At 59.7% G+C, this 12,549-nt stretch carries 8 protein-coding genes and 2 pseudogenes; 3 read left to right on the top strand and 7 right to left on the bottom strand.

Annotation, left to right across the window (positions count from 1 at the left end; genetic code table 11):
* Nucleotides 1–98 precede the first annotated feature (98 nt).
* Together BLU48_RS24140 and BLU48_RS24135 are read right to left on the bottom strand one after the other, a co-directional pair.
* Nucleotides 99–1,952, bottom strand: a pseudogene (locus BLU48_RS24140) (Lnb N-terminal periplasmic domain-containing protein).
* 92 nt (nt 1,953–2,044) lie between these two features.
* Nucleotides 2,045–2,533: a DUF3015 domain-containing protein gene (locus BLU48_RS24135; protein ID WP_003194274.1), complete on the bottom strand. Its 489-nt coding sequence runs from the start codon at nt 2,531–2,533 to the stop codon at nt 2,045–2,047.
* Nucleotides 2,534–2,798: 265 nt separating this feature from the next.
* Here BLU48_RS24135 and BLU48_RS24130 point away from each other — a divergent pair, with 265 nt between their 5' ends.
* Nucleotides 2,799–5,237, top strand: coding sequence for a Lon protease family protein (locus BLU48_RS24130; protein ID WP_046069590.1), 2,439 nt, complete (start codon nt 2,799–2,801; stop codon nt 5,235–5,237).
* Between the two features lie 297 nt (nt 5,238–5,534).
* Nucleotides 5,535–5,852, top strand: a complete 318-nt coding sequence (locus BLU48_RS24125) for a PA4575 family protein (protein ID WP_057024519.1) — start codon at nt 5,535–5,537, stop codon at nt 5,850–5,852.
* Nucleotides 5,853–5,858: 6 nt separating this feature from the next.
* Here the strand turns inward: BLU48_RS24125 and BLU48_RS24120 are convergent, their stop codons facing one another.
* Complete coding sequence (locus BLU48_RS24120) at nt 5,859–7,682, bottom strand: hypothetical protein (protein WP_082636705.1); 1,824 nt, start codon at nt 7,680–7,682, stop codon at nt 5,859–5,861.
* 162 nt (nt 7,683–7,844) lie between these two features.
* Here BLU48_RS24120 and BLU48_RS24115 point away from each other — a divergent pair, with 162 nt between their 5' ends.
* Entirely contained in the window at nt 7,845–8,333 is a 489-nt protein-coding gene (locus tag BLU48_RS24115) for a TIGR00645 family protein (RefSeq protein WP_005791582.1), read from the top strand.
* Between the two features lie 14 nt (nt 8,334–8,347).
* Here BLU48_RS24115 and BLU48_RS24110 read toward each other — a convergent pair whose 3' ends face one another.
* The 4 genes and pseudogenes from BLU48_RS24110 to BLU48_RS24095 all read right to left on the bottom strand — a co-directional run.
* Complete coding sequence (locus BLU48_RS24110; RefSeq protein WP_057024520.1) at nt 8,348–9,781, bottom strand: ArnT family glycosyltransferase; 1,434 nt, start codon at nt 9,779–9,781, stop codon at nt 8,348–8,350.
* Between the two features lie 116 nt (nt 9,782–9,897).
* On the bottom strand, nt 9,898–10,923 hold the full coding sequence (locus BLU48_RS24105; protein ID WP_057024521.1) for a hypothetical protein: 1,026 nt from the start codon (nt 10,921–10,923) through the stop codon (nt 9,898–9,900).
* 443 nt (nt 10,924–11,366) lie between these two features.
* The gene (locus BLU48_RS24100; RefSeq protein ID WP_057024522.1) at nt 11,367–11,885 is read right to left on the bottom strand and encodes a cysteine hydrolase family protein; all 519 of its coding nucleotides are present in this window, start codon (nt 11,883–11,885) and stop codon (nt 11,367–11,369) included.
* Between the two features lie 238 nt (nt 11,886–12,123).
* Nucleotides 12,124–12,549: pseudogene (locus BLU48_RS24095) on the bottom strand (LysR substrate-binding domain-containing protein); the annotation flags it as partial.

Below are 12,549 nucleotides of genomic sequence, written 5' to 3'. Positions count from 1 at the left end.
TGCTCCCGATTGCGGTGGGTCAGTCAAAAATACTGAGACTGACACTCTGCTATCGGGAGCAAGCCCCCTCCCACATTTTGAGTTTCATCAGGCTTGAGTCAGTAGTGGTACCACTTCACTTCGAGCATCACTTCATTTACCGGCGTGGACAAGTGGCTGTATTCGCGCTGCGCACTCAGGCGCAGGCCCAGGTTGCGCGACAGTTCCCACTGCTGGTTGAGGCTGATGCTGCGCCGCACTTCGCCGTTGGTGAAGAAATCGCCCTTGGCTTCCAGGCTCAGGTTGCCCAGCGGGTTCTTCCATAGCACGCCGGTGTTGAAACCGGCGGCGGGGGAGATGGCTTCGCTGAAGTCGTTGTTGTGCTCTACGCGTACGGTGCCGAGGGCGAAGCCGAGCATGTCGTCGCTCAGTTGCCAGGTGCCGCCGGCGCCGCCGTTGACGTGGGCGACCAGGGTTTCATCGTCGTGCTTGCCCGGTACCCGCTCCAGGCCACCGGTGACTTGCCAGGACCAGGGTTGCAGCAGCGCATTGCGCGGGGTCAGGGAGCGGATGGTGGCCAGGTCCAGTTGCTGCAGCTGCCAGTGGTTACCTTCGTACTGGCGCAGTTTCATTTGCAGGATTTCGATCTGGGCACCCAGGGGGAAGCCTTCGGCGTTGTCGTTGAGGTCGTGATAGGCCATGCGCAGGCCGTATTCGCCGAAGGCTTTGTCGCCTCGGGTGCCGACGCCGGCTTGCCAGGTGCGCGATTGGTGGCCGTTCTCGGGCAAGCCTGGGGGCGTGATCTTGAGGTCGGGCGCAGGGTTCTGGTTGATCGCTCGCAGCAGCTCGAAGCTGCGCTGGGAGCGTGCACTGTCGCGCTCCAGACCGTTGGCGCGATAGCGGCCCAGGCGGTAGGCGGCGTCGACTATCAGGGCCTGGCGATCGCGGGGCAAGGTCTTGAAGGCCGGCTCCTGCAATTGCTTCTGGTCATCGCTGATTTTCAATACCCACTGTTGCTCATCGCCATCCAACGGCTTGGCGCGTTCCAGCAGTTCGCGCTCACGGGAGGGCCGATAGTCGATCTTCTCCACCAAGCCCGCTTCCTTGACGGCCTTGACCGTGTCGGTAGGGATCGCAGTAAGCGGGAATTGCTCGGTCAAGCGCAGGCCGGGGCGTGCCACTTGCAGCAGCTACAGCAGGCGGTAGGAGCAGTTTTCATCGAAGAAGAAGTAGTCGAACTGGATCTGCTTGAGTTCCCATACGTGCTCGACCATGCGCTTGGTCTCGACTTCGGTGAGGTTCAGGCGGTATTCCCACAGGTCGCGGTTTTCGAGACTACGGTATTCGGAGAGTTTCTCCTGATAGGGCACCAGGGCGAACAGACCAGGATAGCCGCCCATCAGGCCCTTCCAGGCGTAGAGGATGCTGTTGTCGGAGCCTTCGATGTAGGCGCCGAAGTTAATCGCATAGCTGAGCAACGCGGTGTTGTTGCTTTGCACGTCGGCCTGGTCGATACGCAGCAGGGTGTGGCCGAACATCGACGACGGGCTGTTGAGGTAGGCTGCCGGGAAGATCATCACCGCGCTATGGGGCGCAACGTCCTTGAACCATTGGGTGAATTCTTTGCAGTCCAGGGCGGGCAGGTCGGTGAGATGCAACTGATCCTTGAGCCAGCGGGTACGTGCAGGGTAGACGCATTGGGCGTGCTTTTCGCCCAGGCTGGCCGGGGCGTACAGCGCATCGACGGTGGCCCTGAGTTCCGCGTCTGGATGGTGGGCGCCATCGGCGGCGAGGAAGAACTTCTTGTCGCTGACATAGCTGCGCCAGCCGCTGATCTTGCCGGCTTCGTAATGCCCCAGCGAAAGCCAGAACGGGTCATTGGCCAGTTGCTGCAAACGTTGATCGTCGAGGTGCGGGGCCGCATGCAGCGGGGCGCAGGCGAAGAGAGCCAGGCAAGCGAGGCGTTTGAGCATTGGGGCTACTTAAGTCGGACTGAAAAAAAGACCCAAGGGGGGCAGGTCGAAAAAATAAAACCCGCGCCTCGAAAGACGCGGGCGGGTCGAGCTTAAGCCTGGGTTGCGTATTTCGCCAGACGGGCATCACTTTTCAGTACTGCGATGGTGTTGTTGTGCACGTCGTCAGCGGTCACGTCAGCCTTGCTGAAGATCTGCTGGAAGTGCTCGTGGGTCACGGCCGCGAAGTGATCGCGATCTTCCGGGGCAACACCCAATACCACCGCGTAGGTGGTCAGTGCTTCGCCGTTGCCTTTGGCCATGTCTTCGGACAGCTCGTTCATCATGCCATTCATGGCAATCCAGGACTTGCCGCCGTAGGTCAGGGCGCTGTTGGTGCTGCAACCGTTGGTGCCCGAGGTCATGCCGAATGTGGCGTTACCCGAGGTGCCGTTGGTGGTGGAGGCCAGGAAGTGGGCCGGAGTGCCGCGCTGGCCTTCGAACAACATGTTGCCCCAACCGCAGTTCGGGCCACCTGGTGCTTCTGCCATTGCATTGAGGGAGACGACGGTGAAGAGAGTACCAAGAAGGATCCGTTTCATAGCTTTGTTCTCTTTGTGTGCAAACCAATGGACAAGGGTTCAGGCGCTTCGCAACGCCCTAGGGGCCAGTTATTAGTCCAACCCGCGCAATTTGGAGTTTAGGCACGTTCCCGGGGTTCCGTGTTTTTTTATAAACATTCAATCTCCGGCGATTTTTTTGTAGGGCGCGTGCGGTGGCTATGCTTTCCCGAAAGCGCGCCTTGCCAGAGCGCTCAACCGGGAGCCAGAATGCGCCCATCTGCCCCGCCTGATGTAAGGAAGCCCGATGCCTGATCCTGTTGCTGCCAGCTTGCGTCTAGCGCCCGAAGCGCTGACTCGCCCTTTCTCCGCTGAACAGTTCAGCTTCTCGACCACCAATGATTTGGAGCCCTTTCGCGGTGTGCTTGGCCAGGAACGTGCGGTTGAAGCCTTGCAGTTCGGCGTGGCCATGCCACGCCCCGGTTACAACGTGTTTGTCATGGGCGAGCCGGGCACCGGCCGCTTTTCGTTCGTCAAACGCTACCTGAAAGCCGAAGGCAAGCGCCTGCAGACCCCGGCAGATTGGGTCTATGTGAATAATTTCGATGAGCCGCGCGAACCCCGCGCCCTGGAATTGCCGGGGGGCGGCGCTGCGGCGTTTATCGCCGATATCAACGGCTTGGTCGACAACCTGGTCGCGACCTTCCCGGCAGTGTTTGAACACCCGACTTATCAACAGCGCAAAAGCGCCATCGACCGGGCGTTCAACCAGCGCTATGACAAGGCGCTGGACGTGATCGAACGCCTGGCCCTGGAAAAGGACGTGGCGCTGTACCGCGACAGCTCCAACATCGCCTTCACGCCGATGCTCGATGGCAAGGCGCTGGACGAAGCCGAGTTCTCGCAACTGCCTGAGGCCGATCGCGAGCGCTTCCACACCGATATCTCCGAGTTGGAAGAACGTCTCAACGAAGAACTGGCCAGCCTGCCGCAGTGGAAGCGTGAGTCCAACAACCAACTGCGCCAGTTCAACGAAGAAACTATCACACTGGCCCTGCAGCCTTTGCTGGCGCCGCTGTCGGAAAAATACGCAGAAAACGCCGGAGTCTGCGGCTACCTGCAAGCCATGCAGGTGTACCTGCTCAAAACCGTGGTCGAGCAATTGGTGGATGACGCCAAGACCGATGCCCAGGCGCGCAAGCTGCTCGAAGAGCAGTATTGCCCGAGCCTGGTGGTGGGCCATCCGCTCAACGGTGGCGCGCCAGTGGTGTTTGAACCGCACCCTACCTACGACAACCTGTTTGGCCGCATCGAATACAGCACCGACCAAGGCGCGCTCTACACCACCTATCGCCAGCTGCGCCCGGGCGCCTTGCACCGCGCCAATGGCGGCTTCCTGATTCTTGAAGCCGAGAAAATGCTCAGCGAGCCGTTCGTGTGGGATGCGCTCAAGCGTTCCCTGCAATCGCGCAAGCTGAAGATGGAATCGCCCCTGGGCGAACTGGGCCGCCTGGCCACCGTGACCCTCAACCCGCAAATGATCCCGCTGCAGGTCAAGGTGATCATCATCGGCTCGCGCCAGTTGTACTACGCGTTGCAAGATGCCGACCCGGACTTCCAGGAGATGTTCCGCGTACTGGTGGACTTCGACGAAGACATCCCGATGGTCGACGAAAGCCTGGAGCAGTTCGCCCAGTTGCTGAAAACCCGCACCTCGGAAGAAGGCATGGCGCCGCTGACCTCGGACGCGGTGGCGCGCCTGGCGACCTACAGCGCACGCCTGGCGGAACACCAGGGCCGGTTGTCGGCGCGGATTGGCGATTTGTTCCAGTTGGTCAGCGAGGCGGATTTCATTCGTCACCTGGCCGGCGACGAGATGACCGATGCCGGGCATATCGAGCGCGCCCTCAAGGCCAAGGCCACGCGTACCGGTCGCGTGTCGGCGCGGATTCTCGACGACATGCTCGCCGGGGTGATTCTCATCGACACGGCTGGTGCCGCCGTGGGCAAGTGCAATGGGCTGACGGTGTTGGAGGTCGGCGACTCGGCATTCGGTGTCCCGGCGCGGATTTCCGCCACGGTATACCCGGGCGGCAGCGGGATTGTCGACATCGAGCGCGAAGTTAACCTCGGCCAGCCGATCCACTCCAAGGGGGTGATGATCCTCACCGGATACCTGGGCAGCCGCTATGCCCAGGAATTCCCGTTGGCCATCTCCGCTAGCATCGCCCTGGAGCAATCCTACGGTTATGTGGACGGCGACAGTGCCTCCCTGGGCGAGGCCTGCACCTTGATCTCGGCCTTGTCGAAGACGCCGCTCAAGCAGTGCTTCGCCATCACCGGATCGATCAACCAGTTTGGTGAAGTGCAGGCGGTGGGCGGGGTCAACGAGAAAATCGAAGGTTTCTTCCGGCTCTGCGAAGCCCGCGGCTTGACCGGTGAGCAGGGCGCGATCATCCCCCAGGCCAATGTTGCCACGCTGATGCTCGATGAGAAGGTGTTGCAGGCCGTGCGCAACGGGCAATTCCATATCTATGCGGTACGCCAGGCGGATGAGGCGTTGAGCCTGTTGGTGGGCGAGGATGCCGGTGAGCCGGACGCAGAGGGGCAATTTCCTGAAGGCACCGTGAATGCGCGGGTGGTTGAGCGTTTGCGGGCGATTGCCGAGATGATCAGCGAGGAAGATCTTAAGGAGGCGGAGAAGGAGCTGGCGCAGCAGGCGTTGGCAGAAGCCAAGCCGACCTGATCCCTCAAGCTCGATGGAGATCAAAATGTGGGAGGGGGCTTGCTCCCGATAGCAGTGGGTCAGTCAAAATTACTTAGACTGGCACACCGCAATCGGGAGCAAGCCCCCTCCCACATTTGCTCCTGCGTATGTCACTAAATTGACAGTTGTCCCGGGAAAACGCCCGTTGGTCCCTACAACCTTGGTTTGGCGCGTTTTTCTTCTATTCTCAATTCAGGGATATCCACAGGAGTCGCAGGATAGAGACAGCCTCGCCTTGCGCTGGGGCTGAACACCGATCTACCGAGGGTCGCCGCCATGTCGCGCAACCTTTGCCTTACCCGCCAGTGCCTGGGCCTGGTCACCCGTATTGAATGCTCCATTCGCCCACTCGCCGGGGATAACGGCATGTGGACGTTATTGTTTGCCGCTGGAATGTCGGGCGAACAGCCTTCCACCGTCAAGTCCGAGGGCCCGTTTAATGGGCCCTGGGTGGCTGAAACAATGCTGGATTCCATCGTCGATAACCTGACCTTGCATGGCTATGAGCAGATGGACGAACCGCAGATCTGGTGCCTGCACCTGCAAGCCCATCTGCGCCAACTCAATGGCAGTCAAGAGCGGCTGGCCCTGTAGCGACGGCTATTTACTCTCAGGCTTGTCCAGCTTGACCTCAAAGCCGTATTGCACGGTGCTGAGGTCAGTGCGCTGGTAACTTTCCAGCGTAGTCGGCTGGCCGTAGAAGTAATGCACGTCAAACAACGCCGTGCCGTATTCCTCGGCACGGTGGCTGACGCTGAGGATCTCCTTGAGGTACTTGCCACTGGCGTCCTTGGCATAGAAGCGCCAGCTATCGGATGGGAAATCCTTCTGGTCGACGATCAGTGCGTTGTCCTTGAGCGACAGGCCCTTGGGCAGCTTGGCCGCGTCAATCGTGGTTTTTTCAATGCTGGCCAGGAAGAGCGGTACGGAGCCCACTACAAACGCGGGAGTCTCAGGGAACAGGTTGAGGTCGTATGTGAGCGTGCCGCTGACGGCGTTCAGCTCAAACGCCTCGGTCGGCAACTCGATAGGCTCGCCGCGTTCGCCCTTGTCGTCGGCGGTGAAGAAGGTGATAGGCGCATCGCTGTTGTTACGTTCGGCGCCGACCAAGTCGTCATTGAACGTGTACGGGTGATCAAACACGATTTTCGCCGCACTGGCGTCTTCGGTCGATTGGCTGATGGTGACGCTGCTTTTGAGCTGGTCTTCGCTCATCGAGGCATCTTTTAGCCAACTGGCGGCGCTGTCGTCATACACCGTGACCGGCATCGGCAGAGCCTGCACGGTTTTCTGCAGGCTGTTTCTGTCGAAGCGCAGCACCGGCAGGTTCAGGTCTTTGTGGGTGACCGTAGCTGTAGAAAAATCCAGCACATTGACCTGCAGATTGTCGATCAGCCCATTGAAATACACCTTGGCGTAATGGCTGCTCTGCTTGTGTTCGAAGGCGTTTTGCTCGTCGGTAAGCTGTTTCTCGAGGGCCTCGGACCAGATCTTTTGTTTCTGCATTTCAGCCAATTGTTTCTCATAGAACGCCACTTGCGCGGCGCTCTCGTTGATCGAGCCTGAGCGCGTGAGAAATTGCCCGGTGCTGTCCCGTGCCTGCACCAGCAGCGGGTTCGGCGACTCGTCGCCCAGCTCGGCGGCGAGGGGGGCGCTGTTGGTCAGTTCGATCTCGGCGTAGTTCTTTTCCAGCGCCAGCAGGTTGAGCGTGATATTGCCCTCGGTGCGTTTATGGCCGACGTCTTTTTTCGTCAGATCGAAAGTCAGCACCTTGCCCGGGGTGACCACTTCGACTGCGCCTTTGAGGCTGACCGGCTGTGGTTGGCTTTTGTTTTCCGTCTCGATGCCCTCGATAAACGGATACGTGACCGTCAGGTCGTCGGGATTGGTCAGGTTGGAGCTGCTGGGGCTCAGTTGGATGCCAGGGTCGGTTTCCGACCACTCCGGCTGGAAAGGAATGACTTTATTGTTGCTCAGGGTGACCGATTGCCATTCCAGGCCATGGGGGAAGGGGAACTGGTCGGGGGCGTTGAAGTTGAACGGGAAGACCGGCTGCAAATCCGTCAGATAGTCCGAATGAGAGGTCTTGCGCAGCACGAACAGGCCGTTGATATAAGTGTCCACCAGGGCCTGCGGGGTAGGGTAGTGCTTGAGCAGGGCCAGGCTGTCTTCGCCGTACTCGGCTTCAATGGGCTTGCTGGCAAGCTTGAGGCGCGCACGCTCCAGCAACAGCAGCGAGCCGCCGAGGTCGGCGATGGCGTCGCGCAGCTTGGGATCCTGGATGTCGTCCAGAGACTGTTCGAATTGGGCGGTTTTCTCTTCGAGGGTGGCTTGCTTCTGCTCTTCTTTGGGGGAGCAGCCGCTGGCCATCAGCAACGCCGCGCACAGGCCGAGAGTGGCCAAAGGGGATCGCACATCCATCATCTGAGTTTTCCTGTCCGACATCATCGAGCCGAGTTAATGGTCTCGACACTAGCAGAAAAACTCTCTTACAGATGCCACTTGGGTCAGTTTTCTAGCGGTGACAGGGGCCGGGTGGCGGCTGGTATACTCGGCGCCATTTTTAGCCAAGCTGTGTGAGATTCAATGGAACGCTTTATCGAAAATACGATGTACGCCTCGCGTTGGCTGCTGGCGCCGATCTATCTGGGGCTGTCCCTGGGCTTGCTGATCCTGGCGCTGAAATTCTTCCAGGAAATCATTCACGTGATTCCCAACATCTTCACCATGTTGGAAGCGGAAGTGATCCTGTTGCTGCTGTCGCTGATCGACATGGCCCTGGTGGGCGGCTTGCTGGTGATGGTGATGATTTCCGGCTACGAGAACTTCGTCTCGCAGCTGGACATCGATGAAAACAAGGAAAAGCTCAACTGGCTGGGCACCATGGACTCTTCGTCGCTGAAGATGAAAGTGGCGGCCTCCATCGTGGCGATTTCCTCCATCCACCTGCTGCGCATCTTCATGGACGCCAAGAACGTCGATCCGCAACACCTGATGTGGTACGTGATCATCCACATGACCTTCGTGGTCTCGGCGTTTGCCATGGGCTACCTGGACAAGCTCACCAAGCACTGATGCCCGCGCCGGCCTTACTGCTCGACGAAGTAGTAAGGCTGGCGGTTGATCGCCATCTGCTTGATCACCGTGACCTTCTCGTTCAGCCGGTCGGTGTGATCCATCAGCGCAACATTGCCGGGCTTGGCAGTGAGGAAGGCGCGCAGCTCGGCTTCGGTCTGCAGGATCGGCAGGTAGGCTTGCAGGTAGAACACGCTGGCGCCGGCGATCCGCTCGTTGGGCTGGAACATCGCCACCGCTTTCCCTTCGTCCTGCAGCGTCTGGATCTGGCTCATCACCGGTACGAATGAGTGGCGCACGTCGGCTTTAGGTGCGAACCAGAATGCCGCGCTCAGGTAACAAGCGATGGCCAGGCTGAAAACCCCGGCGATGATGCGCCGGTGGTAACGGTACAGCGCCGGCTTGTGTGCATTGGCCCACTCCAGCAACACCCGCGCATATTCGGCGGCCAGTACCGCCGCGGCTGGCGTCAGCGCCATCAAGTACACGGTGCGTTTGCTGGAAGCCAGGGTCAGCAGGGTGAACTGCGCCACCAGCCACACACTGAAAAACAACTGGTAGCGATTACGCACCAGGCTTTTACGGAAGTGCCACAGGCCCAGGTACACCAGGATGTTCCAGGGCAGGAAGGCCTCGGGCAGTTTCGCGAGGTAATAGTAAAACGGCTCGTAATGCCCGGCTTCTACGAACGAACCGCTGAAGCGCCCGACGCTATTGGTCCATAACACTTCACCCACCGCCTGCATCCCGCCGCGCTGAAACAGAAACCCCAGCCAGATCAGCAAGGGCACCAAGGCCAGCAGCGTGAATAGTGCCGGCTTGAGCCAGTCACCGATGCGTAGGCGCCTATCCATCAGGCTGGTGCTGAGCAAGTAGACAAAGATCACGATGCCCGGCATCGCCAGGCCCAACACGCCCTTGCTCAACGTGGCGATGACCATACCGACGGTAAACAGCGCCCAGGCCCAGGTACTCGAACCTTCACGATCGCGCCGTACCGCCTGGTAAAACCCCAGCAGGGCAGTGGTCACGCCGAGGCTGAGCAACGAATCCTCACCCACCCCTCGCACATTGCCCCAGTAACTGGCCATGGTCGCCAGGATCAGCGCAGCGCTGAATGCCAGTGTCTGCGGTCGTCCAAAGCGGCGCAGCATGCCGTACAGCAGCATCACGCTGAACAAACCGGCGAACGCCGAGGCCAAACGCACGGCCCCGGTGCTGGCGCCAAATAGGCGAATCGCCCCGGCGTCCAGCCACAGGCTCAGGGGTGGTTTTTCCAGGAACGGCTCGCGAAACAGACGCGGCACCACCCAGTCATCGTCCAGGTGCATGGCCATGGCGATCCCGGAAACCCGGGCCTCGGTGGAGCCTTGCAGCTCATGGTTGCCAAGGGCAAAGAAGAACAGCAGACCAGCAAGCAGGAGCAGCAGGGGAGCGGGACGCGTCATGGAATCTGGCTACCGGGGCATGAGACCGATCGGGCGACCGGTCATGGGTAGTCAGGGAGTATACGAGCGCGATTCTTAACCTTTGGTGAACGGCCGTAGGGTTTTTCTCGGGCGGGTTAGGGCTGCTTCAAACTGGGCACTGCCGCTTTGCCTTGTTCGGTCAGCACCGGCTCCAACTGCTCCCAAGTGAAGCTCAAGTCGTTGTCGCAGCCGTCACCATTGGCAGGTGTCGAGAGTTGCAGGCCCTGGGTGTTGAAGCTGAGGTGAAAGTTGGAGTAATCGGTAATCGCGGGGCAGCCCTCGTCGGTGGTGGTTTGCTTGGCCAGCCAAGTGCTGAAGGCGGCCGGCAGCTTCAAGTGGCCGGAATAAGCGTCATACCATTGCTGATGGCCGCCGAGCCAGGTCCATGGGTCCACACTGTCACCGGTTTGCAGGTTCCAGGAGTGCAGGCCCCAACTGATGCCCATGGCGCCTTGGCCTGCGGCCCAGCGGTAGAACCGCACGGTGAGAAATTGCGATGACCAATAGGCGGGTTCAACCTCGATTTCACTGGTATAGACAGACCCGTTTCGACCCAGGTATTCACGTCGTTCATAAAAATAGTCGGTTAGGTCCTCGTCATTGACGGCCAGGGCGGCGAGCTGCTGGTTGATCTTCTGCACTGCCGGGCTGTCACCTTCCAGCTTGAGCGTGACACGGGGGCCTTGGGTCTTGAGCGCGTAGGAGTGGTTTTTGAAAGTCTTCTTCTCGGTCTTGATCGGCAGCGGCGCGGCTTCCATGGGCGCGTTATAGGCATCGCTGCCGCAGCCGTCCGTGCCGATGCGGCGCAAGGCCAGGGGTAGCGGCTTGCCGTCGGCGGTTTTGCTCCAGGCACCAGAAAGTGTATCGCCCTGGGTTTTTTGCAGGGCCCAGAAACCGGTGTTTCCTTCCTCCACCCAAGGGGCTTTGTCGTTGGCCTGGGTCAGCTGGATAGGAGTACGGATGCGCTGGTAGTAATAACTGCCATGCTCCCCGTCGGCGCCATTGAAACAGACGGTAATAGCGGACTTGCCCAAGGTGCCTTGCCAGACCCCGGCCAGTTCGGCAGCGGTTGCGAATGAAGGGATAAAGGCGAGGGCGATGACGGCGAAGGGCTTGAACACGGGTATCTGACTTCCGGTTGTCTGATAAAGGCCGTCAGGGTAATGGGAAGTGTGAGGGGATGCCAGCGGGCGAGGTGTGCGTTGAGGCCTCTCGCCCCTGTTATAGGGTGGCGACCGTGCGCGGGTTAGCAGACCAGGAATCAAACAACCCGGCGCACCCGAAAGTGCCCCACGCACAGCCGCCATATCGCCTCCGAATTTTTCTCCGGGCAAAAAAAGCTCAGGACTGCTGGGCAGGTACTAACAATTGCCTGCGCGCTGTACTGAGCGGGTGGCGCTGCCATTGCTGCGACAGTTGCAGGCTATCCGCGACAGGTGAGTTTGACCAGCTCACCAGCAGCGCGTCATGTTGTGGGAAAATTCCGAAGCACTGCCCTGGCGACTTTCCTCCCTCCGGAATTCAGGTCGCCAGCGCCAGCTTTCTCTCCCGCCGGAAAACTCTGCTAAAAGCTCCACTCCTGCGCCCGAACCACCTGACAGAACGGCCCATTGAGCGTGGCATTGTGATGAGCCACGATGGCCTCGGCTTTCATCAAGGACGTATCAGAACAGGTATGACCGTCGGCAATAAGCACCGCATCGAAGCCAAGATCACGCGCGGCGCGGCAGGTGCTGTCGACGCAGTATTGCGTTTTCATCCCAGTGACTACCACGCCGGTGGCGCCGCTGGAGCGCAAATTATCAGCAAGGTCTGTCATCGCAAAAGCGTTGGGCCGCCGCTTTTCGAACATCACTTCTCCACCTAGCAACTTCAGTTCCTCTGCAACCAGCGTAAGCGGGCTACCCGATTCGATTGGCGAGCCAGCGGGGCCGATGTGACGGGCGAGAAAAATCGGCGCGCCTGCGCTGCGGGCCTTGTCCATCAGGGTATTCAGCGTTTCCAACAGTTCGTCGCAACGCCATGGTTTTTCCGGGCCGTGGATGAGTCCGACTTGGATATCGAGTATCAACAGGGCGTACATAGGTGCATCTCCTTGCGTATGAACCAGCGACACAAGGGCATAAAAAAAGGCCCTGTCCATCGCTGGCGGGCCTTTGAAGTGTTCGTCTGTTTTGGCTCACGACACCTCGCACGCTCCGCTTGAAGCGGTCATGGTGGTGGTTGTCGAGGTGAGGCAATAATTACTCATGAGTCGACACTAGCAATATCGCTGCGGGCTGACAAGGCCGATACCTGGGCGACACGGTGGCGACAATGCTTCATGAACTCGTTGCTCCCGGATTGTCGACGCCAGGAGTGGCAAATAGATGCTCGGCGGCAAAGTCTACGAATACGCGAATTTTCGGTGAAAGATGGCGGCTGGACGGCCACAGCGCCCAGAACTGCCCCTGATCTTCACTGTAACCCTCGAGCACGGTTTCCAGGCGCCCCTGGGCGATGGCTTCGCGCGCGAGGAAATCCGGGACAAATGCGATGCCATGCCCATCCACCGCGGCCATCAGCATGGCCTCCATGTTGTTCAAGATCAGTGCGGTGGGCAGGCGCAGCTGCGTGAACTGGGGCGCCGAAGACATACTCCAGTCCATGATTTTACCCGTGGTGACAAATCGGTAACGCAAGCACTCGTGATGCTCAAGCTCAATGAGCGTGACGGGGCGCCCCTTACGCTGCAGATAGTCGGGCGA

The sequence above is a fragment of the Pseudomonas synxantha genome (assembly GCF_900105675.1).
Lineage (GTDB): Bacteria > Pseudomonadota > Gammaproteobacteria > Pseudomonadales > Pseudomonadaceae > Aquipseudomonas > Aquipseudomonas synxantha.
Note: the sequence above shows the minus strand (reverse complement) of the source record. Positions and strands in the feature narration are given on the sequence as shown.